Raw genomic sequence first — 23,802 nt, 5'->3', positions numbered from 1 at the left:
GGCAAGAGTCTTGAATGGCTGATTGGGGCGTGTTTATTCACTTTTGTTGGTGTCAGATAAATCAGTCTTGAAGTGTGGTTTTTTCATAGTTCTCTGTGAGAAAAACCATATTGAAGAAATGTCCGGCTGCGATAACATCCCAGCCCATGACGATACTTATTGACCGAATTCTAGAACTGGACTGGGCTGAGCTTTTTGATCAGGGTACTTTTGATCGCGCCATCAATTACGCAAAGGATGACCGGGTCCAGATAGTGGATACGGGCTCGAACATCCTTCATGCGCAGTGTCGAGGTTCAGGTACAAACCTCTACCAGCAGATTATTTCACTGGAAGAATATTCAGGTTCGCCCAGGCTTGATTGTGAGTGCTCCTGCCCGATGGTCAGTGACTGCAAACACTGCGCTGCGGTCCTTATCTATCTTGAGACGACTTATTTCAAACAGTCGGCTGCCAATACTAATTCCCGTCTGAGCCCTGACCTTGAACGTTGGCTCAACAGCATTCCTGCCCCCGTCCCTGAGGTCGAGACTTACGCCAAGGGCGCCAATACCCGAGTGTTGTACAAGTTCCAGACAAGTCGGGTTGCAGGTCAGTGGTCATTGGCAGTGTACAAGGCACGTCAGCTGAAAAATGGCGGTCTGAGTGACATCAAGTCGCTCTATTCGTTGGACGAAACGTTGATACGTTCGCCTGCTTATCTCCTTGAGGTGGACAAGCGGATCGCGCGTTTGCTGCTGCTCGGCCAAACGTACGGTCGGTACAGCAGCAGTTATCCACTGGAGGGAGAGGCTGGTGCGCAAATCCTTGAACTGGCGATGAAGACCGGGAGATTGTTTTACGACTTCGATCCGGTGCAGTTGCTCACTTCGGGCCCCAGCCAAGTCGCCCATTTCAGATGGGTCGAGCAGCCCAATGGTGACTACCGCCCGCAGTGGCACAGTGCTGAGCAACCGCTGACTGATGTCCTGGCCCTCAAGCCACTCTATTACCTCGACCGCACGCGTATGGAGCTTGGGCCGCTGGAACACGATATGAATGCAACCCTGGCCTGCCATATGTGCCAGTTGCCCGAGATTCCCGCACGCGACGTTGCCCTGTTCAGCCATCGCATCAGCGCGGTGGCTTCGGCCATTCCTCCACCGCAGAAGCTGACTGAGCGAGTCATCGACGATATTGAACCACGAGCTTGCCTGACCTTGGGCAGTCATGAATCTCATTCCTACAATGCTGCTTACCACCGCCAGATGCCATCCATTGAGCATCGCGCAGCGTTGGCCTATCGCTATGGAGCGAGTCTTGGAAGTGATAAGGCCTCCACGGAAATCCTGCTGCTGACGGGCACCGAAACCCAGCGTATCCAGCGCAAGCCTGCCGCCGAAAAATCCCTGCGCAAGGCGCTTGCAGGGTTGGGGTTTGCCAAGGTAACCCGCAAGACCCAGGCGTTGCCCGAGAGTGCGGGAGAAATGTTTGACCTGCCCAGCGATGAGGCCTGGTTGAACTTCGTTGAGGCCGGTTTACCCGCACTGCGTGAGTCCGGTTGGGAAGTGATCATCAACCCCGGCTTTTACTACGACGTGGAAGCGGTGGACCACTGGTACGCGGACATCGAGGAGTCCCCCGGGCGGGAGTGGTTTGATCTGGAATTGGGTATTGAGGTCAATGGCGAGCGCCACAGCCTGCTGCCTATCGTTCTGAACTTGATGCGCCGTCAGCCGCAGTTGCTTCAACCGGCTTATCTGGCAGATCGCGATGATGACGAGCGCCTGCTGGTCGCTCTAGGTGCCGGTCAGAAAACCAAGGTTGCGCTGCCTTACGGACGCATCAAACCGTTGATGGCGACCCTTGGCGAACTCTATTTGCGTGAGCCCGAGGGGACCTCGCTGCGTCTGAATGCACCGGACGCTGCACGGCTGAGCGATCTGGATGGCATTCCTCTGGTATGGCAAGGCGGTGAGCGCCTGCGCAACTTTGCCAAACGCTTGAAGGACTCCACCCATGCCCATGTGCCCGCCCCCCAAGGGCTGAACGCCGAACTTCGAGGCTACCAGCTCGAAGGCCTGAACTGGATGCAGACTCTGCGTGAACTGGAAGTCGGCGGTATCCTGGGCGATGACATGGGCCTGGGCAAAACCCTGCAAGCTCTTGCGCATCTACTCTGCGAAAAACAGGTCGGTCGTTTGCTTACCCCTGCGCTGGCCGTCATGCCAACCAGTCTGATCCCCAACTGGCAGGATGAGGCCGCCCGTTTCACCCCACAACTCAAGGTGCTGGCACTGCATGGTGCTCAACGCCAGGAAGAGTTCACGCGTTTGACCGATTACGACGTGGTACTCACCACCTATGCGCTGCTGCCCCGGGACCTCGAAGTCTTGCAGGCGCAACGCTGGAGTGTGTTGATCCTGGACGAGGCGCAAAACATCAAGAACCCCAACAGCAAGGCCGCCCAGGCCGCACGGCAACTGGAAGCCGGTCAACGCTTGTGCCTTTCAGGAACGCCGCTGGAAAACCATTTGGGTGAGCTCTGGTCGTTGTTCCATTTCCTGTTGCCAGGATGGCTAGGCGACAGCAAAACCTTCAATCGTGATTACCGCACACCCATCGAAAAGCACGGTAACGTGCAGCGGATGCAGCACCTTACGGCCCGGATAAAACCCTTCCTGTTGCGCCGCAAAAAGGAACAGGTGGCGACTGAATTGCCGCCCAAGACCGAAATTGTCCACTGGGTGGACTTGAGCGACGCGCAACGGGATGTCTATGAAACCGTACGCGTGGCCATGGATAAAAAGGTGCGCGACGAGATCAGTCGCCATGGTGTGGCGCGCAGCCAGATCATCATTCTGGAAGCGCTGCTCAAGCTGCGGCAGGTGTGTTGTGACTTGCGGCTGGTCAAGTCGGCACCGGTCTTCAAAGTCGCTCGCGCAGGCACGGGAAAACTGGGCAGTTTGATGGAGATGGTGGAGGAGCTGCTCAGCGAGGGGCGGCGTATTTTGCTGTTCTCGCAATTCACCTCGATGTTGGCGCTGATTGAAGAAGAGTTGAAGCAGCGTCAGGTCGATTATTCGATCCTGACCGGTGAAACCCTTGATCGACGTACACCGGTCAAGAACTTCCAGGACGGCAAGACGCCGTTGTTCCTGATCAGTTTGAAGGCGGGCGGTACGGGCTTGAACCTGACGGCTGCCGATACGGTGATCCACTACGACCCGTGGTGGAACCCTGCGGTGGAAAACCAGGCGACGGATCGTGCTTACCGTATCGGGCAAGATAAGCCGGTGTTCGTCTACAAGATGATCGCCCGCGGTACGGTTGAGGAGAAAATTCAGGCATTGCAGCAGGAGAAAGCTGCTCTGGCCAGCGGCGTGCTTGAAGGCGGCGCCAGTACGGGCTGGAAGCTGGAACCGCGGGACATCGAGGCGCTGTTTGCTCCGTTGCCTGGCTGAAGACCAAGTCGCAGCCATCGCGGGTTTGCCCGCGATGACGGTTTAAGAGTCACCGTAAAAGTCAGCGCTTTTCCTGCTTATTGGGCAGCGGCGCAAACAGCGCTTCAATATCCTCATTGCCCAATTTCCAATCCCCGGTCGTCCGGCCATCCAGCACACCTGCAGCCAGATCAGCTTTCTCCTGCTGTAGCGCCTGAATCTTTTCCTCCACGGTGCCGCGGGCGATCATCTTATAGACGAACACCGGCTTCTCCTGGCCAATACGATACGCTCGGTCGGTGGCCTGGTTTTCCGTGGCGGGGTTCCACCATGGGTCGTAGTGGATCACCGTATCGGCTTCCGTCAGGTTAAGGCCAACGCCGCCAGCCTTGAGGCTGATTAGGAAGATCTGCAACTTGCCGCTCTGAAAGTCCTTCACCGGTGTGCGTCGATCCCGAGTCTGGCCGGTGAGCAGCGCATAGGCGACGCCGCGCTTTTTTAGTTCGATTTCGATCAGGCTGAGCATCGAGGTGAATTGGGAAAACAGCAGAATCCTGCGCCCTTCGGCAAACAGTTCCTCCAGCATTTCCATCAAACTGTCGAGCTTGCCGGAGCTGCTGCCGCGAGCGGGCAGGGTGGCGTCATTCACCAGCCGCAAATCGCAACATACCTGACGCAACTTCAGCAGCGCTTCCAGAATGATGATTTGACTGCGGGCCACGCCCTTGCGGGTAATCTCATCGCGGACTTTCTTGTCCATCGCCAAACGCATGGTTTCATACACATCACGCTGGGCCTCATTGAGTTCGACCCAGTGGATGATCTCGGTCTTGGGCGGCAGCTCCGTGGCCACCTGTTCCTTGGTACGGCGCAGTAGGAAAGGTTTAATCCGGCCGTTAAGGTGCTGTAATCGCACCTCGCTGGCGCGCTTTTCGATGGGCACGCGGTAGTCGCGGTTGAAGCTTTTCACGTCACCGAGCCAGCCCGGCAGCAGGAAGTGGAACAGCGACCAGAGTTCGCCCAAGTGGTTTTCCAGCGGCGTGCCACTCAGGCACAGGCGCTGGCGGGCATTCAGCTCGCGGGCGGCCTGGGCAGCCTTGCTGTTGGGGTTCTTGATGTACTGCGCTTCGTCGAGGATCAATACGTGCAGGGGCTGGGCGGCCAGTTGCTCGATGTCCTTGGGCAGCAGGGCGTAGGTCGTCAGCAGCAGGTCATAGTCCTGCAGTTGCGGGAAATGTTTCTTGCGCCCGGCACCGTACAGCGCGAGCACCTTGAGCTGCGGGGTGAAGTGCGCCGCTTCATCGAGCCAGTTGGGGATCAGGCTGGTGGGCATCACCACCATGCACGGCCGGTCCAGGCGCCCGGCGATTTTCTCGATGAGAATATGCGCCAGGGTTTGCAGGGTTTTACCCAGGCCCATGTCATCCGCAAGAATCCCGCCCACTTCCAGTTGCCGCAGCGACTGCATCCAGCTCAGGCCTTCCAGCTGATAGGGACGCAAGGTTGCGTTCAAGTCCTGCGGCGCGACAACGGCGAAGTCCTTGATGTCCCGCAGCCGCTGGGCGAAGTTGCGGATCTGATCACCGCCTTCCCATTGCAGTGGCAGGTCTTCCAGTGGGTTGAGGCGAATCGCGTCAGCCTTGGCCAGGCGCAAGGTGGTGGCGCCGGGCTCTTGCAGGTAAAACTCGCCAAGGGTGGCCAGCACCGGTTTCAGCCGGCCATAGGGCAGCGCCACTTGCAGCGGGCCGTGGCCGCCATTGGGTAGGCCGGGAATGTTGACCAGAATCAGCTCGTCATCGCGCCTGCGGGCAAGTTTTTCCGGATTGAGGATTTCGGTGTGGGAACGCATCAGGTTCAACAGGATTGGCAGCAGGCTCAGCCGTTCGCCGTTAACGATGATCCCCAGTTCCAGGTCGAACCAGTCGCGCTCCGGCACTTCGTCGACGGTGGCGTACCAGTCGTCCACGGTGCTGAGGTCGAAGCCGAAATCCTCATCGATCTGCAACTCCCAACACTGGGCCCGTAATCCGGGTGAAGCATTAAGGGTGAAATTCAGCCAAGCGCTGTCGTTGACCATCTCGAACAGTTCGCCTGCACTTTCCGGCAGAGCCTTGCTCTGGCGGGTGGCGATCTTGAAGCCGAGCAGGCGCAGTTGTTCGCGAAATTGCTGTTCGACCTCGGGGTGGCGCTTGATTCGCAGGCTTTGCGTTTCCTGGCGGACAATGATGTCGGCGTTCTTCTGGCCGCTGACGTAGTTGCCCTGGTAGTTGAAGGACAGCGCCGCGCGATGCTGGATATAACGCTGCATCTTGCCGTTACGCGGCTCGAAGGCGCTGAACTCGATACTGGCCAGCCACAATCGCGGGATGGGCTGCACGTTATCCAGCACCACTTGCGGCAGCACCACGCGGTTATCCAGCACTGCCTGGAGCTTCTCCAGCAACTCGGCATCCTGTGCCGCCGCCGGGTAGGCCAGGGTTTCCTGGACTTTAAGCAGCACCGCCGCAATGTGTTTGCAGTTGGTATGCACAGGGCAGGTGCAGCGGCTGTCCACCAGGATCAGCATGCCCTTGGTGGACTCGCGCAACGAGATGGTCTGGCGATAGACGTTGCCGCCGGAGCCTTCGCAACTGGCGATGATGGTGCTGTCGCCGGATTCGACGATGCGCACGCGGTTTTCCAGGGCGTAGCGCCGGCCACGCTCCAGGCTTTGCTCTTTGAAACGATTGGCCCACGAAGGGGCCAGGGGTTTGGTCAGCGACGACGTCAGGGGCATGGTGCTGGATCAGTCCTGAACATCGGGCCGCGCAGCGCTGGGCGGCTTGGCGGTCAGCGAAGTGATCTTGATCAGCAGCGCCAACTGGCCGTTATCCAGGTAGTTGAGCTGGTTGTTCTTGGTGTGGCTGGTTTGCTTGAGGTGTTCGCTGGCGGTTACGTTGCCATTGTTGTCGAACTGGTTGATCCAGAAACTCGCGTCCACGTCGGTAAAGCGCCCAAGTTGCAGCTTCAGGGTGCCCTGGAGGGGAAACTGGCCGAACTGCTCCGCACCGTCGCTGATGGCGATATTGACCGGCTGCTCGCCGAGGTTCTGTTCCCAGGCCTTGTGCAATAGCACGGTGTAGTTGCTGTCGGCGTTGAGCTTGTCGACGATGTTGTTCAGGCGCGGCGGGCTCATTTTGTCACTGCCCAGGCGTCGCGCCCCGGCGTCCCAGTCTTCCGGCGCCGCCCGGCTGCCGATCACCGGCTCGGCATTCTGGCGGACCAGGATCATTTCTACCTGATACAAACTATCGGCAAATGCCGCAGGTGCACACACCACTACCAACAACAGGCTCAGGATACGGAACAGGCGCATGGGGCGTCCTTCAAGCAGATTTCGGGATGAGTCGCTCAAACAGCGCCTCCAATGTATTAAAGCGCTCTTCGGCGCGTTCCATCGGCACCATGAACTTGAACAGCGTAGCCCCTTCGAACTTGTAGCGGTTGGGCTGGCCCTGAATCAACTTGATCAGTACCAACGGGTCCACCGGGGTTTGCGCCTCAAACTCGATGCGCCCGCCCTGAGGGCCGGCGTCGACCTTCTTGATCCCCAACTGCTCGGCCTGCAATTTGAGCAGGGTCAGGCGCACCAGGTTCTTGGTCGGTTCCGGCAACAGGCCGAAGCGGTCGATCATCTCCACTTGCAGGTCTTTTAGGCCTTCTTCGTCGGTAGCCGAGGCAATGCGTTTGTACAGGATCAGCCGTGCATGGACATCCGGCAGATAGTCTTCGGGAATCAACGCCGGTAAGCGCAGGTTGATTTCCGGGCCGCCGCCCAGGGGTTGATCGAGGTTCGGCTGCTCGCCCTTGCGGATGGCTTTCACCGCTCGTTCGAGCATTTCCATATAAAGGGTGAAACCCACGGCCTGGATTTGCCCGCTCTGGCCGTCGCCCAGCAACTCGCCGGCGCCACGGATTTCCAGGTCGTTGGTGGCCAGCACAAAGCCAGCCCCCAGGTCCTGGGTATTGGCGATGGCTTCCAGGCGCTTCTGTGCGTCGGAGGTGATTTGCTGGCGCGGTGGCGTCAGCAAATAGGCGTAGGCCTGGTGGTGACTGCGCCCGACCCGGCCGCGCAACTGGTGCAACTGCGCCAGGCCGAACTTGTCGGCGCGCTCGATGATGATGGTGTTGGCGCTCGGTACGTCGATGCCGGTCTCGATGATGGTCGAGGCGATCAGCACGTTGAAGCGCTTGTGGTAGAAGTCGCTCATCACCTGTTCGAGTTCGCGTTCGCGCATCTGCCCGTGGCCGATGGCGATCCGCGCTTCTGGCACCAGTTCGGCAAGGTCGGCGGCGCATTTCTCGATGGTTTTTACGTCGTTGTGCAGGTAGTAGGCCTGGCCGCCACGGAGCAGCTCGCGCAGCAGGGCTTCCTTGACCGTGCTTTTGTTCTGCTCCATGACGAAGGTGCGCACCGACAAACGCCGCGCTGGCGGCGTGGCGATGATCGAGAGGTCGCGCATGCCCGACACGGCCATGTTCAGCGTTCGCGGGATCGGCGTGGCGGTGAGAGTCAGGATGTCGACCTCACTGCGCAGGGCCTTGAGCTGTTCCTTCTGACGGACACCGAAGCGGTGTTCTTCGTCGATGATCACCAGGCCCAGGTTCTTGATCTTCACATCGTCCGACAGCAGCTTGTGGGTGCCGATGACGATGTCGATCTTGCCTTCGGCCAGATTGGCAATGGCCGCATTCACTTCCTTGGCCGACTTGAAGCGACTCATCACTTCCACGGTCACCGGCCAGTCGGCAAAGCGGTCGCGAAAGCTGTTGTAGTGCTGCTGAGCGAGCAGGGTGGTGGGTACCAGGATCGCCACCTGGCGGCCGCCATGCACGGCAATAAAGGCGGCGCGCATCGCCACCTCGGTCTTGCCGAAACCCACGTCGCCGCAGACCAGGCGGTCCATCGGCTTGGGGGCGAGCATGTCGGCGCGCACGGCGTCGATGGTGGTTTGCTGGTCCGGGGTTTCTTCGAAGGCGAAGCCGGCGCTGAAGGTCGCATAGTCGGCTTTTGGATCGGCGAAGGCATAGCCTTCGCGGGCCGCACGGCGGGCGTAGATATCCAGCAGCTCGACGGCGACGTCGCGCACTTGTTCGGCGGCCTTGCGCTTGGCTTTCTGCCAGGTTTCGGAGCCCAGGCGGTGCAACGGCGCCAGGGCGTCGTCGCTGCCGGTGTAGCGGGCAATGAGGTGCAGGTTGGCGACCGGCACGTAGAGCTTGGCGCCCTCGGCATATTCCATAGTGAGGAATTCGGCGACCTGGTTATCGATTTCCAGGGTCTGCAGGCCCAGGTAGCGGCCGACACCGTGATCGATATGCACCACCGGCGCGCCTTCGCGTAGCTCGGTGAGGTTTTTGATCACCGCGTCATTATTGCCGTCAGCACGTTTTTCCCGACGGCGACGCTGCATTACCCGCTGACCGAACAGCGGGCTTTCGGCAATCAGCGCCAGGGCCGGATTATCCAGCAGCAAACCTTCGTCCAGCGGGGCGATGGTGATCGCCAGGCGCTCTTTGCTGGCAATGAAATCCGGCCAGCTGTCGACGGTTTTCGGCCGCAGCTTCAAGCGTTCCAGCAGTTCCAGCAGAACCTCACGCCGGCCGGCGGATTCGGCGGTAAACAGCACGCGGCCGGAGAAGTCAGCGAGGAAATTGGACAAGGCTTCCAGTGGCTGGTTGGCCTTGGCTTCGATGGCCAGGTTCGGCAAGGCTTGCGCCGGGAAGCGTTCGCGGCCGACGCCGGTATCCACATCCTGCTGGCTGGCGACCACTCGCGGCCAATTTTTCAGCCGGGCGAAGCAGTCTTCCACCGGCAGGAACAGCTCGGCGGGTGGCAATAAAGGACGGGAGGGATCGACGCGGCGTTCTTCATAACGGTTGCGCACGTCATTCCAGAAGTTCTCCGCGGCCTGTTCGATGCCCGGCAGGGAGAACACCTGGGTGTCCTGGGGCAGGTAGTCGAAGAGGGTGGAGGTTTCGTCGAAGAACAGCGGCAGGTAGTACTCGATACCGGCAGGGGTAATCCCGCTGCTCAAGTCCTGGAAAATCGGGCAGCGGCGGAAGTCCACGTCAAAGCGCTCGCGAAAACGCGCCTTGAAGCGGGTGACGGCGTCTTTTTGCAGTGGGAATTCCCGAGCCGGCAGCAGCTTGATCGACTGCACCTTATCGATGGACCGCTGGTTTTCCGGGTCGAAGGTGCGCAGGGTTTCGATTTCGTCGTCGAACAGGTCGATCCGGTACGGCAGTTTGCTGCCCATCGGGAACAGGTCGATCAACGCTCCGCGTACCGCGAATTCGCCATGCTCGTACACCGTGTCGACGCAGCGATAGCCGCTGGCCTCAAGCCGTGTGCGCATTTGCTCGACGTCGAGCTTCTGGCCGATATCCAGTACCAGGCTGCTGCCCAGCAGGAACTTGGTCGGTGCCAGGCGGTGCAGGGCTGTGGTGATTGGCACCACCAGCACGCCATGAGCCAGTTCCGGCAGCCGGTACAGGCTGGCGATACGCTGGGAAATGATGTCCTGGTGCGGCGAGAACAGATCGTAGGGCAGGGTTTCCCAGTCGGGAAAGTGCAGCACCGGCAAGTCCGGGGCAAAGAAACTCAGCTCCTGTTCCAGCCGTTCGGCGCTTTGGCTGTCGGCGGTCAGCAGCAAGGTGAAGCGCTTGGCAGCGCTGGCAGCCTCGGCAATCGCCAGGCTCAGGGCTGCACCGGGGAGATTGCCCCAGTGCTGTTTACCTGCCGCGGCAGGGAGTAGCGGTAGACGCAGAACGGGCACGGAAGGTTGAGCTCCAAGCGTTGCGACAAAGTCGGTAATTGTAACGGCCTCGGGTGCCGCCTGTCAGTTGTAGACTGTGCCTAATACGTATTGAGGAAAATGTAGTGGCTAAGACAAACAATGGGGCCATTTAGCTCAATATGTAGTGCCGGATTAGCCATATGTTTCGGAGGGTTACGGACAAGTGGCCAAGGGCTCTCGCTTTGGGGGTGTCCTGAAGGCCGCGTATTTACTGGGCTGGCGCGGGGCGTGTGTTTTTCGCAAAGGGTTTTGTTGTGGCGCGCGCATTGCTCAGAGGGCGACTGGGCGGCATAATGTAGCCCCTTTTTTCAGCCCCTACATGTGGAAGGTTCCCGTGACTCAGAAGCCCGACCAGTGTCTTGGTGAATGGATCGACCGTGAAGCACTTGCGGAAGCGATGATTCCACTTATCGGTCAGCTATACCGCAATAACGGCGTGGTTAGCTCGATCTATGGCCGCAGCCTGATCAACCAGTCAGTCATCGCGATTCTCAAGGCTCATCGCTTTGCTCGCCACCGTCAGTCTGACGATGTCGAACTTTCCGTCCACGAAACATTCCCTCTGCTTAAAGCCATGAGCGAGCTCAAGCTCGGCGCGGCTTCGGTGGATCTCGGTAAATTGGCCGTCAAGTTCAAGGCCCAGGGCAATGGCCGAACTGCCGAGCAGTTCGTCCGTGAAGAAATGGCCGCTGTGGTTGGCCAGCAGGGCGCTTGCGCCCGTAAAGGCACCGACGTTGTCCTGTACGGTTTCGGTCGTATCGGCCGCCTGCTGGCGCGCATCCTGATCGAAAAAACCGGTGGCGGCGACGGCCTGCGCCTGCGTGCCATTGTTGTGCGTAAAGGTGCCGACAACGACCTGACCAAGCGCGCAAGCCTCTTGCGTCGCGATTCGGTGCACGGTTCGTTCAACGGCACCATTACCATCGACGAAGAAAACAACACCATCACCGCTAACGGTAACCTGATCCAGGTGATCTACGCGAAGAACCCGACCGAGGTGGATTACACCCAGTACGGCATCAAGAACGCACTGCTGGTGGACAACACCGGTGTGTGGCGTGACGCCGAGGGCTTGGGCCAGCACTTGGCCTGCCCGGGTATCGACCGCGTTGTTCTGACCGCGCCTGGCAAAGGCAAGCTGAAGAACATCGTTCACGGTATCAACCACGCTGAAATCACCGCTGACGACAAGATCGTGTCTGCCGCTTCCTGCACCACCAACGCCATCGTGCCGGTGCTCAAGGCTGTGAATGACAAGTTCGGCATCCTCAACGGTCACGTCGAAACCGTTCACTCGTACACCAACGACCAGAACCTGATCGACAACTTCCACAAGGGCGATCGCCGTGGCCGTAGCGCCGCGCTGAACATGGTGATCACTGAGACCGGTGCTGCCACCGCTGCTGCCAAGGCCCTGCCTGAGCTGGCTGGCAAGCTGACCGGTAACGCGATCCGTGTGCCGACGCCAAACGTGTCGATGGCTATCCTAAACCTCAACCTTGAGAAGCCAGCCACCCGTGAAGAGATGAACGAGTACCTGCGCTACATGGCGCTGCACTCTGATCTGCATAAGCAAATCGACTTCGTCAATTCCCAGGAAGTGGTCTCCACCGACTTCGTTGGCTCGCGCCATGCTGGCGTGGTGGACGCTGAAGCGACCATCTGCCAAGGCAACCGCGCTGTTCTGTACGTCTGGTACGACAACGAGTTCGGTTACAGCTGCCAGGTGGTTCGCGTGATGGAAGACATGGCCGGGGTCAACCCGCCAGCGTTCCCGCGCTAAGCATCAGCGGTAAATGAAAACGCCCCGATTAGTCGGGGCGTTTTTTTATCTGCGATTTAACCCCTTAGCGAGCTATAGCAGCCTCTGCGGTGCGTACTTCATGGCGATTACCCTTGAACAGCACCAGGGTTGCAACCAGCCCCAACACCGCCGCACCACTGAGCCAGATCCCCGGTGCCGCCTTGTTGTCCAGCACATGGATCAGGTAGGTACAGGCCGCCGGGGTAAAGCCGCCGAAGGTCGCGGTCGCCAGGCTGTAGGCCAGGGAGAAGCCGGTTGTACGTACTTCTACCGGCATGATTTCGGTCAGTGCTACGACCATGGCGCCGTTGTATGAGCCGTACAGGAACGACAGCCACAACAAGACAATCAGCAGGTGCGTAAAGCTCGGGTTGGCTACCAGCCAGGACAGCGCCGGGTAAGCGGTGAGGATTGCCAGAATGGTCGCGCCCAGCAGCAGCGGTTTACGGCCGATCTTGTCGGACACCGCACCCATCACCGGCAGCCAGATGAAGTTGGAGATGCCGATGCACACGGTTACCAGCAGCGCGTCGAAGTCCGACAGGTGCAATTCGGCCTTGCCGAAGGTCGGGGTGTAGGCGGTGATCAGGTAGAACGACACGGTAGTCATCACCACCAGCGCCATGCCCGCGAGCACAATGCCGAAGTTCTGGCCAATGGATCGGACGATTTCCTGCAGTGTAGGGCGGTGTTTGCGAGCCTGGAATTCCGGTGTTTCTTCCAGGGAACGACGAATCACGAAAATCACTGGTACGATCAGGCAACCGATCAGGAACGGCACGCGCCAGCCCCAGTCACCCATTTCTTCCGGGCTTAGCCAGTGGTTCAGGCTGACGCCCAGAAGGCCTGCGAATACCACTGCGGCTTGCTGGCTGGCGGACTGCCAACTGACGAAGAAGCCCTTGCGGCCGGGTGTGGCGATTTCCGCCAGATACACCGACACACCTCCCAGCTCGACACCGGCAGAAAAGCCTTGGAGCAGGCGGCCAAACAGCACGATCAACGGCGCGGCCACTCCCAGGGTGGCGTAGCCTGGAACGCAGGCAATCAGCACCGTACCGGCGGCCATCATTGCCAGGGTGATCACCAGGCCTTTTTTACGGCCGTGACGGTCGATGTAGGCACCGAGGAAAATCGCCCCCAGCGGGCGCATCAGGAACCCGGCACCGAAGGTGGCCAAAGACAGCATCAATGAAGCGAAGGCGCTGTCGGTAGGGAAGAAGGTCTTGGCAATGGCCGTGGCGTAGAAGCCATAGACCATGAAGTCGAACATTTCAAGGAAGTTGCCGCTGACAACGCGAAAGATCGCCTTGCCTTTGCCCGTGGTGGTGGACATGTCGTTTACTCAACTGGCTATCTTGTTGGAAATCCCTGGTCGCTACTCGTCCTGGCTGCAAAGTCTTGGCACGAGGCTGCTCTGAACAGTTTTGTAACGATATGTGTATCTTGCGGCGTGGGCAACAAAAACCGTTAGCAAGCTGGCTAATTACCGCAGCTGTTGTTTTTTCTGAAGCGATATCGCGGGCGGCTGAATGCCGCATAATGGCCAGTCCTGAAACTATGTTTGAGTACAGGCTCAATCAGTTCGATAGAGATAAGGTTTGATGCCCATGGGCGGTTTACGCGATGTAGTGGTTGTTTGTTTGGTAATGCTTACGGGTTGTAACGCTGCCCAGACCCTGGAAAGTTTTGGCGGCCCAACCATGGGCAGCACCTATTCGATCAAGTACGTCCGCGGCCCCGGTACGCCGGAACCAGCCGAGGTCCAGCGGCAGGTGGAAGCTATTCTCGGCGAGGTCGACCGGCAGATGTCGACCTACCGCAGTGATTCCGACATCGAGCGTTTCAACGACCTGCCGGCCAACAGCTGCCAGCGGATGCCGGAGCCGATCCTGCATCTGGTGCGCACGGGCGAGCAATTGTCCCAGGCCAGCGATGGTGCTTTCGATCTGACGGTCGAGCCGTTGATGAACCTCTGGGGCTTCGGCCCTCAGGCTCGCGAGATAAAAATACCGGACGCCACGACCCTTGCCGATGCCCGCCAGCGTGTCGGCCACCAGCATTTGCGCATCGATGGCAATCAACTGTGCAAGGACGCCGCCGTTGAGGTGGACTTCAACAGTATCGCCGCCGGTTACGCGGTAGACCGTATCGCCGAGCGGCTGAACCAGTTGGGCATCCACGACTACCTTGCCGAAGCCACCGGCGAACTCAAGGCTGCCGGCCGCAAGCCCGACGGATCACCCTGGCGCGTGGGCCTGGAAGAACCCCGCGACGACCAGCAAATCGCCGAGCGCATCATCGCCGTGGATGGCTTCGGTGTGTCGACATCGGGTGACTATCGCAATTATTTCCAGCAGGATGGTCGCCGGTATTCCCATACTCTGGATGCCCGTACCGGTGCGCCGATCTCCCATCAGTTGGCGTCGGTCACGGTGCTGCAACCGTCGGCGTTGATGGCCGATGGCCTGTCGACAGTGTTACTGGTCCTGGGGCCTGAGCAAGGCTGGGAATACGCAGAAAAACACCAGATAGCGGCGTTTTTTGTGATGCGCGAGGGGACTGGTTTTGTCACACGCAGCAACAAGGCATTTGAGCAACTGACGGCGCCCAAGCCATAACAAGCATTGTGTAGTAAAGGCAAAACTGGCCTACGACGCGACCAAGGGTTAATGTGCGCGGCGCTGAGGCTTATATAGACTGTGCCCTGGTTCACACACCTGAGCCACATTGATCCTTCATGACCGCTGGCCGCGGCATGATTTAGCCAGGCGCCCAACCGTGCGCCTGGCCTGTTCTGAGGAGTACGCATGGCTGTCTACAACTACGACGTGGTGGTACTGGGTTCCGGCCCAGCTGGAGAAGGTGCGGCGATGAACGCCGTGAAAGCAGGGCGCAAGGTGGCGATGGTCGATACCCGTCGCCAGGTTGGCGGTAACTGCACCCACCTGGGTACCATCCCGTCCAAGGCCTTGCGTCACTCGGTGCGCCAGATCATGCAGTTCAACACCAACCCGATGTTCCGGGCCATTGGTGAGCCGCGCTGGTTCTCGTTCCCGGACGTGCTCAAGAGCGCTGAAAAAGTCATTGCCAAACAAGTCGCCTCGCGTACCGGCTACTACGCCCGCAATCGCGTCGATCTGTTCTTCGGCACCGGCAGCTTCGCCGACGAGCAAACCATCGAAGTGGTCTGCGCCAATGGCGTGGTCGAAACACTGGTGGCCAAGCACATCATCATCGCCACGGGCTCGCGTCCGTACCGCCCGGTCGATATCGATTTTCATCACCCGCGTATCTACGATAGCGACACCATTCTTAGCCTGGGCCACACCCCGCGCAAACTGATCATCTATGGCGCCGGCGTGATTGGCTGTGAATACGCCTCGATCTTCAGTGGCCTGGGTGTACTGGTGGAACTGGTGGACAACCGCGACCAGTTGCTGAGCTTCCTCGACTCGGAAATTTCCCAGGCGTTGAGCTATCACTTCAGCAACAACAACATCACCGTGCGCCACAACGAGGAATACGACCGCGTTGAAGGCCTGGATAACGGTGTGATCCTGCATCTGAAGTCCGGCAAGAAGATCAAGGCCGACGCCTTGCTCTGGTGCAACGGCCGTACCGGCAACACCGACAAGCTGGGCATGGAGAACGTCGGGGTCAAGGTCAACAGCCGTGGTCAGATCGAGGTGGACGAGAACTATCGCACCTGCGTGACCAATATTTACGGTGCCGGTGACGTGATCGGCTGGCCGAGCCTGGCCAGTGCCGCCCACGACCAGGGCCGCTCGGCCGCTGGCAGTATTGTGGACAACGGCAGCTGGCGTTACGTCAACGATGTGCCGACCGGGATCTACACCATTCCCGAGATCAGCTCTATCGGCAAGAACGAGCACGAACTGACCAAGGCCAAGGTGCCTTACGAAGTGGGCAAGGCGTTCTTCAAGAGCATGGCTCGCGCACAGATTGCCGGTGAGCCCCAGGGCATGCTGAAGATCCTGTTTCATCGCGAGACTCTGGAAGTCCTTGGCGTGCATTGCTTCGGCTACCAGGCCTCGGAGATCGTGCACATCGGCCAGGCGATCATGAACCAGCCGGGTGAGCAAAATACCCTCAAGTATTTCGTCAACACCACGTTCAACTACCCGACCATGGCTGAAGCCTATCGAGTAGCGGCCTACGACGGCCTCAACCGGCTTTTTTGAGCGGCTCCGGCCGGTGGCCTGAGCCGGCCGGGGAGACCGATTTCAGTAATTCCCGAGGGTGGCAGTGGCCAAACCGGGAAAGTCTGTAATCAGGCTATCTACGCCGAAGTCGGCGAGCCTGCGCATCAGCGCCGGTTCGTTGACTGTCCACACGGACACGTGCAGCCCTTGGCGCTGGGCTTTGGCCAGTCGCTCAGGGGTGCACAATGTCCAGTTCAACGCCAGAATCTCACAGCCATAACTTTGCGCGACCTTCAATGGGTCGAGCCAGGCGTATTCGGCGACCAGCCCGCGAGACAGGTCCGGGGTGAGGTCCAGCGCCGCTTTCAATACTTCCCGCGAGCTTGAGGTCACCGTGACCTTGTCCATCAAGCCAAAACGCTGAGCCATTTCCCTGATCGCCAACACTGTGGTGGCGGCGCGGGTGCGTGAGGCACTTTTGACTTCCAGTTGCCAGTGGTCGAAATCGCACTGTTCGAAGAGTTCTTCCAGGCGCGGAATCGGGCACGGATTGACCCAGCCAGGGCCGCCCTTGCGTGCGTCGATCTTCACAAGGTCAGCCGCCGAATACTCAACCACTTTGCCGCGTCGTTCGGCAGTGCGCTTGAGGGTGGGGTCGTGGATGACCATCAGCTCGCCGTCCATGGACAGGTGCAAGTCCAGTTCGCAGCGTCGAACGCCGTGCTTGAGGCATTCCTGAAAGCTGGTCAGGGTGTTTTCCGGTGCTTCGCCTTTGGCACCGCGGTGGCCATAAATCAGGGTCACAATTGCTCCTTTACGCCAGGCGTCCTGGCGGGATGAATGGCACAGCGTGCCAGACGGTATTCGAATTCAGGTGTCTTGGGCTTCGCTTTGTTCCCGTGCCAGGCGTCGCTCCTGGGCCTGCTTCTGCAGGATATAGCGCGCCAGTAGCTGGCGTTGGGCGTCGGTCATGGCTTCGAATTCGGTGCCAACGTCAAAACGGTCCCCCCTGGCATCGCAATGGGTGACTTTGGCCCGCAACAGCAGGCCCAGCGCCTGGGGCATCAGCACCAGCTTGACCGCTACATGACTGTCGGGCGCCAGCGCCGTGGGGTGCTGGAACTCGATGCCACCTTCGGAGATGACCACCGGCTGCGGTGCGCCGATCTTGCCCAGCAGGCTCTGCGCCATGACCTGGCTGAGCAGGTCCATGCGTTTGTTCTGCACTTTGAGGAACGCGGCCAGGGTGCGGTCGTGCTCGCCGATCTGGCGCAGCAGGTGCTGGGATTCGAATTCACTCAGGTGCAATTCGCTGAGCAGATTGAACAGTTGGGAATCATCCAGCAACATTTCCTTGCTCTGCGCTTGCGCGGCAGACAGGCTGCTGATTTGGAGTGCGATCATGTCGTCGATACGGTAGTATTCGCGACGATCTTCTTCATCTAATGTCGACATGGCGAACCCAAGGTAGCGGTGATGGTCTGAGTGTAAAGCTGCTTACCTGACCCCGCCACAAGGACGTCTTCTTTTCCTTCGAACAAGCCCCGACATGTTCAGACCTCTCTTCGTATTTATTGGCACGCGTTATACCCGTGCAAAGCGTCGCAATCATTTTGTGTCGTTCATTTCCTTGACCTCAATGATCGGACTCGCCCTCGGGGTGGTCGTGATGATCGTGGTGCTTTCGGTGATGAACGGCTTCGATCATGAGATGCGCACCCGCGTACTGGGCATGGTGCCGCACGCGACCATCGAAACCGGTGAACCCATCAGTGACTGGCAAAGCCTGGCCACCAAGGTCAAGCAGAACCCGAAAGTGCTGGCGGTTGCGCCCTTTACCCAGATACAGGGCCTGTTGACCAACGACGGCAAGGTGCAGAAAGTCCTGCTCAATGCCATCGATCCGACCCAGGAGCGCACCGTTTCGATCATCGATAACTTCATGCAACAGGGCAAACTGGACGACTTGTCGCCCGGCAGCTTCGGCATTGTTATCGGCGACAGGGCGGCGGCCAAGCTAGGCGTGGGCATCGGTGACAAACTGACCTTCGTTGCCCCGGAAGTTACCGTGACCCCGGCCGGCATGTTCCCGCGCATGAAGCGTTTCACCGTGGTCGGCGTGTTTCACGTTGGCGCCGGCGAGATCGACGGCTTCCTCGGCCTGACCAACCTCACCGACCTGGCGCGCCTGCACCGCTGGAAGCCGGACCAGGTCCAGGGCCTGCGCCTGAAATTCAACGACCTGTTCGACGCGCCGCGCACTTCGTGGGAAATTGCCCAGCACTTGGGTGAAAGCCAGTTCTACGCCCGCGACTGGACCCGTACCCACGGCAACCTCTACCAGGCCATCCGCATGGAAAAAGCCATGATCGGCCTGCTGTTGCTGCTGATCGTCGCGGTTGCCGCCTTCAACATCATCTCCACACTGGTGATGGTGGTGAACGACAAGAAGGGCGATATCGCCATCCTGCGCACCCTTGGCGCCACGCCGGGACAGATCATGGCGATCTTCATGGTCCAGGGCACAGTGATTGGCGTGGTCGGTACCTTGATCGGTACGGTGGTGGGGATTTTCGCCGCATTGAACGTCAGCGCCGCCATCGCCGCCCTGGAAACGCTGATCGGCCACAAGTTCCTCAACGCCGACGTCTACTTCATCGACTACTTGCCGTCCCAGGTGCAGAGCCAGGACGTGTTGATGATTGGCGGCGCCGCGTTGGTCCTGAGTTTCCTTGCCACCCTGTATCCAGCCTGGCGCGCGGCACGTACCCAGCCAGCGCAGGCTTTACGTTATGAGTGAATCGGGCATGAGTGAAAAAGCAATCCTGAGCTGCCGCAACCTGGGCAAATCCTACGAGGAAGGCCCGGAATCCGTGGTGGTGCTGTCCAACCTGCAACTTGAACTGCATCCGGGCGAGCGCGTCGCGATCGTCGGCAGTTCCGGGTCTGGCAAAAGTACCTTGCTCAACCTGTTGGGTGGTCTTGATACACCATCCCAGGGCAGCGTCTGGCTGGCTGGTGAAGAGCTGTCGGCCTTGAACGAGAAGGCGCGCGGCCAGTTGCGCAATCGCTCGCTGGGTTTTGTGTACCAGTTCCACCACTTGCTGCCAGAGTTCACCGCCCTGGAAAACGTCTGCATGCCGCTGTTGATCGGCAAGACTGCTATTGCTGAAGCTCGTCAACGGGCCACGGCGTTGCTGGAGCGGGTCGGCCTGGGTCATCGTCTGGAGCACAAACCGTCGGAATTGTCCGGCGGCGAGCGCCAGCGTGTGGCGATTGCCCGCGCCCTGGTCAACAACCCAGGCCTGGTGATGCTCGATGAGCCCACCGGTAACCTCGACTCCCACACCGCCCAGGGCATCAAAGACTTGATGTTGGAACTGAGCACCCAGATGCGCACAGCGTTCCTGGTGGTGACCCATGACATGAGCATGGCCCGGCAGATGGACCGCGTGTTGCACCTGCAGGAAGGTCATCTGGTCGCCATCTGACCTGTGTCAAACCCGGGCGTCCGCGCCCGAGTTCTCTATTTTTTCAACGGTGCCCGCGAATGTTCAGACCGTTATCGATTTTCATCGGCACGCGCTATACCCGCGCCAAGCGCCGCAACCGTTTTGTTTCGTTTATCTCGATGACCTCGATGATTGGCCTCGCCCTGGGCGTGCTGGCGATGATCGTGGTGTTGTCGGTAATGAACGGCTTCCAGCGCGAAATGAGCACGCGCATCCTCGGCATGGTGCCTCATGCCACCATCGTTGGCGTCAATCCGATCAGCGATTGGCAGCCGGTAGCCGCTGCCGCGATGAAAAACCCCGAAGTGACCGCCGCCGTGCCGTTCACCGAGATGGAAGGCATGCTGTCCTATAAGGGGTCGATGCAGCCGATCCAGATCAGCGGCGTTGATCCGGCCCAGGAAGGCAAGGTCTCCATCGTTGCCCAGCATATTGTCCAGGGCCGTCTTGATGATCTGAAACCTGGCGAGTTTGGTGTGGTGATCGGCGAGATCACTGCTCGGCGCTTTCGTCTGAATGTCGGCGACAAACTGACTCTGATCGTCCCGGAAATCAGCAGCGCTCCTGGTGGTATCACCCCGCGCATGCAGCGTTTGAATGTGGTCGGTGTGTTCAAGGTGGGTGCCGAGCTGGATGGCTCCATGGCCTTGATCCACGTCGCCGATGCCGCGCAGATGCAGCATTGGGAACCGAATCAGGTGCAAAGCGTGCGCCTTGCCGTGAAAGATCTGTATGCGGCGCCCAAGGTTTCGGCGGACATCGCTGCCAGCCTCGGCGCGGACTACAAGGCGGACGACTGGACGCACACCCAGGGCAGCCTGTTCAGCGCGATGAAGATGGAAAAGACCATGATCGGTCTGCTGTTGCTGATGATCGTCGCCGTTGCCGCCTTCAACATCATCGCCACCTTGATCATGGTGGTGAACGACAAGGGCGCGGACATCGCGATCCTGCGCACCATCGGCGCGACGCCCTGGCAGATCATGGCGATCTTCATGGTCCAGGGTACGGTGATCGGTATTGTCGGTACCTTGATCGGCGGAGTGCTCGGTGTAATTGCGGCGCTGAATGTCAGTGAACTGGTGGGTTGGATGGAGCGGGTGACGGGGCAGCACATCTTCAGTTCCGATGTGTATTTCGTCAGCAACCTGCCTTCGGAGCTGCAAGGTGGCGATGTGTTGCTGATTTGCGGTGCCGGATTTGTGTTGAGTTTCCTTGCGACGATTTATCCGGCGTATCGGGCGGCGAAGATTGAGCCGGCGCATGCGCTGAGGTATTCCTGACCTGATCGTTAGGCTGTCTTGGGCAGCTCAATGACAAATCTTGTCCACCCGGTGCCTGATTCACACCGAATCTGCCCGCCATGGGCCTGCACAATTGACTGGGTAATTGCCAGTCCAAGCCCGGCATGTTCACTGCTCCCCTCATGCCGGGCCGGGTCCGCCCGGTAGAACCGATCAAACAACCTCGGCAGCAATGTCTGAGGAATGCCTTGCCCGGTATTTTCCACACTTAGTGTCACACCTTGGGCGGCCTCGTTCATCCTGACCCGGACCTCGCCACCCTGCGGGGTGAAGCGCAGCGCGTTATCCAGCAGGTTGGACAATGCACGGCGCAGCATGCTTCGATCGCCCGCCGTGCTGGCGGTACCGTCCCGAAGCAAGCTTATCTGAGTGTCCTCCGCCAGCGGCGCAAAAAACTCCAGCAACGCATCCACTTCATCGCCCAACGCCAAGGGTTCGCGCTTGGGAGCCAGCAACCCATGGTCCGCCTTGGCCAAGTACAGCATGTCATTGACCAACTGTGCCATCCACTGCAGCTCTTCCAGGTTGCTGTGCAGCGCCTCGCGGTAATCCTCCAGAAGCCGGGGTTGGGTGAGGATGACCTGAGTGTGGGTCAGCAGGTTCGACAGAGGCGTGCGCAGTTCATGGGCGATGTCGGCGGAGAACGCCGAGAGTCGCTGGAAGGCATCGTCCAGGCGACCGAGCATGGCGTTGAAGGCCTGGGCCAGTTCCGCCAGTTCTACGGGCATTTGTTCTTGGGGCAGGCGCTGGGCCAGGGAGTGTGCGGACACGCTGCCTGCCACTTCGCTCATCCGGCGCAAGGGGCGCAACCCACTGCGGGCTGCCCAGGCGCCGAGCAGGGCGGTGGCCAGGGCCGAGAGCCCGACGGTCAGCCAAATCAGGTGCTGCATGCGTTGCAGGAAGTGTTGGTGGTGGGTGATGTCGAGCATTAGGGTCAATTGTGGGGAGCCAGCGTTGCCAGGCACTAACGTCGCGTTATACACGCGGTAGTCCGTTCCAGCGTTTTGCAGGCTGTGCAGGCCGGGAGCTGCTGGCAAGTCTAGGGGGATCGCCGGCGAACTGTCGAACCAGCGCTGCCCATCGGCGGCGTTGATCCGCAGAGACAGGTCGGGTTGGTGGCTGAGTTCCTCTCGAAGTGCAGTTTCCCGTTGGGCAAATAGCTCAGGCGTGTCGGCGCCTTGTAGCCCGCTGCGCAGGGCCACCAGCTTGGCGTCGAGCAACTGTTGATCCAGTTCGATAAAGTGCGTCTCACTGGCATGGTTGAACAGCACGCCCGCCAACAGCGACACCACGGCCGTACACGCCGCAAAGAGCAGCGCCAGGCGGCTGGCCAGGGAAATCCGCTTCATCAACTGAACCGCTCCTCAAGCACATACCCCATGCCGCGCACGGTATGAATCAGCTTGTTGGGGAAACTATCGTCGACTTTCAGGCGCAGTCGGCGGATAGCTACTTCGATGATGTTGGTGTCGCTGTCGAAATTCATGTCCCAGACCTGGGAAGCAATCAGCGACTTGGGCAACACCTCGCCCTGGCGTCGCAAGAGCAGTTCCAGAAGGGAAAATTCTTTGGCTGTCAGGTCGATGCGCTGGCCATCCCGTTCTACCCGTCGGCGAATCAGGTCCAGGCGCAGGTCGGCCAGTTGCAGGCTGGTTTCCTGGGGCGCGCTGCTGCCACGGCGCAACAGGCTGCGCACTCGCGCCAGTAGCTCGGAGAAGGCGAAGGGCTTGACCAGGTAATCGTCGGCGCCCAGTTCCAGGCCGCGGACCCGGTCGTCCACGGCGTCTCGTGCGGTGAGGAACAGCACTGGGATATCGAGCCCGGCGCTGCGCACTGCCTGGAGGATTTGCCAGCCATCACGGCCCGGCAACATCACATCGAGGATCAACAGGTCGTAGTCGCCGGTCAGCGCCAGGTGCTGGCCGGTGGTGCCGTCGGCCACCAACTCGGTGTTGAACCCAGCTTCGGCGAGGCCCTGGCGCAGGTAGTGACCGGTTTTCGGTTGGTCTTCGACGATCAGTAGTTTCATGGGTGGCTCATGGCAACGGGTAACAGCAGGCTTTATACCGTGAGCGCCACGGTGCAGGCGCAACCTGACAAAGTTGTAATCTAACAGTCAGCTGGCTGGCAGCGGCGCATCCGTAGAGTTTTTCACAGGTTAATTCCAAACTTTCTGGAGAGTGAACATGTTTTTACGTAAATCCTGGCTGTTAGCGGGCTGCTTGCTGGTGTTGAGTGCTCCAGTCCTGGCATCCGGGGCTCACACCTATGCTTTCGGCGCGGCTGCGCCTGCCACCAAGGCCACGCGTACGGTAGAGGTGGTGCTACAGGACAATTCCTTCTCGCCCAAGTCCCTCGATGTAAAGGCCGGTGAGACCGTGCGCTTCGTGCTGGTCAATAAAGGCCAGTTGCTTCACGAATTCAATCTCGGCGACGCGGCCATGCACGCCAGTCACCAGAAGGAGATGCTGCAGATGCAGGCCAGCGGTATGTTGACGGCGACGGGCGTGAAGATGGGCAACATGGACCACAGCACCATGGGCCATGACAACATGGGCGGCATGAAACACGACGACCCCAATAGCGTGCTGGTGGAGCCAGGCAAAACCGCCGAGCTGACCTGGACTTTCAGCAAGGCCGGTGCCTTGGAGTTTGCCTGTAACATCCCCGGGCACTATCAGGCGGGCATGGTGGGTAAGCTCACCGTCAGTCAGTAAGCACCTGGCGTTCAAAGGCGGGAGCAAAGGCTGGTAGACTG

Annotated in this window: 16 protein-coding genes; 8 read left to right on the top strand and 8 right to left on the bottom strand. The window is 59.6% G+C overall.

The window, feature by feature from the left end; translation table 11 throughout:
• Nucleotides 1–146 precede the first annotated feature (146 nt).
• On the top strand, nucleotides 147–3,443 hold the full coding sequence (locus FQ182_RS06685; protein ID WP_149412895.1) for a DEAD/DEAH box helicase: 3,297 nt from the start codon (nucleotides 147–149) through the stop codon (nucleotides 3,441–3,443).
• Nucleotides 3,444–3,504: 61 nt separating this feature from the next.
• Here the strand turns inward: FQ182_RS06685 and FQ182_RS06680 are convergent, their stop codons facing one another.
• From FQ182_RS06680 to mfd, 3 genes are read right to left on the bottom strand one after another with little or no spacing between them, the layout of a single operon-like run.
• Nucleotides 3,505–6,198, bottom strand: coding sequence for a DEAD/DEAH box helicase (locus FQ182_RS06680; RefSeq protein ID WP_149412896.1), 2,694 nt, complete (start codon nucleotides 6,196–6,198; stop codon nucleotides 3,505–3,507).
• A gap of 9 nt (nucleotides 6,199–6,207) precedes the next feature.
• Entirely contained in the window at nucleotides 6,208–6,777 is a 570-nt protein-coding gene (locus FQ182_RS06675) for a CsiV family protein (RefSeq protein ID WP_149412897.1), read from the bottom strand.
• Between the two features lie 10 nt (nucleotides 6,778–6,787).
• Nucleotides 6,788–10,237: a transcription-repair coupling factor gene (gene mfd / locus FQ182_RS06670; protein WP_149412898.1), complete on the bottom strand. Its 3,450-nt coding sequence runs from the start codon at nucleotides 10,235–10,237 to the stop codon at nucleotides 6,788–6,790.
• Between the two features lie 340 nt (nucleotides 10,238–10,577).
• Here mfd and FQ182_RS06665 point away from each other — a divergent pair, with 340 nt between their 5' ends.
• Nucleotides 10,578–12,041 (top strand): glyceraldehyde-3-phosphate dehydrogenase, encoded by a 1,464-nt coding sequence (locus FQ182_RS06665; protein WP_149412899.1) that lies wholly within the window; start codon nucleotides 10,578–10,580, stop codon nucleotides 12,039–12,041.
• A 64-nt stretch (nucleotides 12,042–12,105) separates the two neighbouring features.
• Here the strand turns inward: FQ182_RS06665 and FQ182_RS06660 are convergent, their stop codons facing one another.
• On the bottom strand, nucleotides 12,106–13,398 hold the full coding sequence (locus tag FQ182_RS06660) for an MFS transporter (protein WP_149412900.1): 1,293 nt from the start codon (nucleotides 13,396–13,398) through the stop codon (nucleotides 12,106–12,108).
• A gap of 313 nt (nucleotides 13,399–13,711) precedes the next feature.
• On the opposite strand from FQ182_RS06660, the gene FQ182_RS06655 reads away from it, so the two are divergent.
• A complete protein-coding gene (locus FQ182_RS06655; RefSeq protein ID WP_371923857.1) occupies nucleotides 13,712–14,683 on the top strand; it encodes an FAD:protein FMN transferase in 972 nt (323 codons plus the stop codon).
• A gap of 189 nt (nucleotides 14,684–14,872) precedes the next feature.
• A complete protein-coding gene (gene sthA / locus FQ182_RS06650; RefSeq protein WP_149412902.1) occupies nucleotides 14,873–16,267 on the top strand; it encodes a Si-specific NAD(P)(+) transhydrogenase in 1,395 nt (464 codons plus the stop codon).
• 42 nt (nucleotides 16,268–16,309) lie between these two features.
• Here sthA and FQ182_RS06645 read toward each other — a convergent pair whose 3' ends face one another.
• A complete protein-coding gene (locus FQ182_RS06645) occupies nucleotides 16,310–17,032 on the bottom strand; it encodes a glycerophosphodiester phosphodiesterase family protein (RefSeq protein WP_149412903.1) in 723 nt (240 codons plus the stop codon).
• Nucleotides 17,033–17,098: 66 nt separating this feature from the next.
• A complete protein-coding gene (locus FQ182_RS06640) occupies nucleotides 17,099–17,683 on the bottom strand; it encodes a PilZ domain-containing protein (protein WP_149412904.1) in 585 nt (194 codons plus the stop codon).
• 94 nt (nucleotides 17,684–17,777) lie between these two features.
• Here FQ182_RS06640 and FQ182_RS06635 point away from each other — a divergent pair, with 94 nt between their 5' ends.
• From FQ182_RS06635 to FQ182_RS06625, 3 genes are read left to right on the top strand one after another with little or no spacing between them, the layout of a single operon-like run.
• On the top strand, nucleotides 17,778–19,028 hold the full coding sequence (locus FQ182_RS06635; protein WP_149412905.1) for a lipoprotein-releasing ABC transporter permease subunit: 1,251 nt from the start codon (nucleotides 17,778–17,780) through the stop codon (nucleotides 19,026–19,028).
• Nucleotides 19,029–19,035: 7 nt separating this feature from the next.
• Nucleotides 19,036–19,719, top strand: coding sequence for a lipoprotein-releasing ABC transporter ATP-binding protein LolD (gene lolD, locus FQ182_RS06630; protein ID WP_178114402.1), 684 nt, complete (start codon nucleotides 19,036–19,038; stop codon nucleotides 19,717–19,719).
• Between the two features lie 59 nt (nucleotides 19,720–19,778).
• The gene (locus FQ182_RS06625; protein ID WP_149412907.1) at nucleotides 19,779–21,023 is read left to right on the top strand and encodes a lipoprotein-releasing ABC transporter permease subunit; all 1,245 of its coding nucleotides are present in this window, start codon (nucleotides 19,779–19,781) and stop codon (nucleotides 21,021–21,023) included.
• An 8-nt stretch (nucleotides 21,024–21,031) separates the two neighbouring features.
• On the opposite strand, the gene FQ182_RS06620 is transcribed toward FQ182_RS06625, so the two are convergent.
• Together FQ182_RS06620 and FQ182_RS06615 are read right to left on the bottom strand one after the other, a co-directional pair.
• The gene (locus FQ182_RS06620) at nucleotides 21,032–22,393 is read right to left on the bottom strand and encodes a heavy metal sensor histidine kinase (protein WP_149412908.1); all 1,362 of its coding nucleotides are present in this window, start codon (nucleotides 22,391–22,393) and stop codon (nucleotides 21,032–21,034) included.
• Nucleotides 22,393–23,073, bottom strand: coding sequence for a heavy metal response regulator transcription factor (locus tag FQ182_RS06615; protein ID WP_149412909.1), 681 nt, complete (start codon nucleotides 23,071–23,073; stop codon nucleotides 22,393–22,395). The genes FQ182_RS06620 and FQ182_RS06615 overlap by 1 nt, the downstream gene beginning before the upstream one ends.
• Before the next feature lie 157 nt (nucleotides 23,074–23,230).
• Between FQ182_RS06615 and FQ182_RS06610 the strand changes: the two genes are divergently transcribed.
• Nucleotides 23,231–23,761, top strand: coding sequence for a cupredoxin domain-containing protein (locus FQ182_RS06610; protein ID WP_149412910.1), 531 nt, complete (start codon nucleotides 23,231–23,233; stop codon nucleotides 23,759–23,761).
• The last annotated feature ends 41 nt before the right edge of the window (nucleotides 23,762–23,802 follow it).

The sequence above is a fragment of the Pseudomonas sp. ANT_H4 genome (assembly GCF_008369295.1).
In the GTDB taxonomy this organism is placed as follows: Bacteria; Pseudomonadota; Gammaproteobacteria; order Pseudomonadales; family Pseudomonadaceae; genus Aquipseudomonas.
The sequence above is the reverse complement of the archived record's forward strand: the minus strand, read 5'-3'. Positions and strand labels throughout refer to the sequence as shown.

Excerpts from the sequence above, each read along its gene's own strand:
- FQ182_RS06685 (WP_149412895.1), top strand. The coding sequence starts at position 147 with ATGACGATACTTATTGACCGAATTCTAGAACTGGACTGGGCTGAGCTT.
- FQ182_RS06680 (WP_149412896.1), bottom strand. The coding sequence starts at position 6,198 with ATGCCCCTGACGTCGTCGCTGACCAAACCCCTGGCCCCTTCGTGGGCC.
- FQ182_RS06675 (WP_149412897.1), bottom strand. The coding sequence starts at position 6,777 with ATGCGCCTGTTCCGTATCCTGAGCCTGTTGTTGGTAGTGGTGTGTGCA.
- FQ182_RS06665 (WP_149412899.1), top strand. The coding sequence starts at position 10,578 with ATGTGGAAGGTTCCCGTGACTCAGAAGCCCGACCAGTGTCTTGGTGAA.
- FQ182_RS06660 (WP_149412900.1), bottom strand. The coding sequence starts at position 13,398 with ATGTCCACCACCACGGGCAAAGGCAAGGCGATCTTTCGCGTTGTCAGC.
- FQ182_RS06655 (WP_371923857.1), top strand. The coding sequence starts at position 13,712 with ATGCTTACGGGTTGTAACGCTGCCCAGACCCTGGAAAGTTTTGGCGGC.
- sthA (WP_149412902.1), top strand. The coding sequence starts at position 14,873 with ATGGCTGTCTACAACTACGACGTGGTGGTACTGGGTTCCGGCCCAGCT.
- FQ182_RS06640 (WP_149412904.1), bottom strand. The coding sequence starts at position 17,683 with ATGTCGACATTAGATGAAGAAGATCGTCGCGAATACTACCGTATCGAC.
- FQ182_RS06635 (WP_149412905.1), top strand. The coding sequence starts at position 17,778 with ATGTTCAGACCTCTCTTCGTATTTATTGGCACGCGTTATACCCGTGCA.
- lolD (WP_178114402.1), top strand. The coding sequence starts at position 19,036 with ATGAGTGAAAAAGCAATCCTGAGCTGCCGCAACCTGGGCAAATCCTAC.
- FQ182_RS06625 (WP_149412907.1), top strand. The coding sequence starts at position 19,779 with ATGTTCAGACCGTTATCGATTTTCATCGGCACGCGCTATACCCGCGCC.
- FQ182_RS06620 (WP_149412908.1), bottom strand. The coding sequence starts at position 22,393 with ATGAAGCGGATTTCCCTGGCCAGCCGCCTGGCGCTGCTCTTTGCGGCG.
- FQ182_RS06615 (WP_149412909.1), bottom strand. The coding sequence starts at position 23,073 with ATGAAACTACTGATCGTCGAAGACCAACCGAAAACCGGTCACTACCTG.
- FQ182_RS06610 (WP_149412910.1), top strand. The coding sequence starts at position 23,231 with ATGTTTTTACGTAAATCCTGGCTGTTAGCGGGCTGCTTGCTGGTGTTG.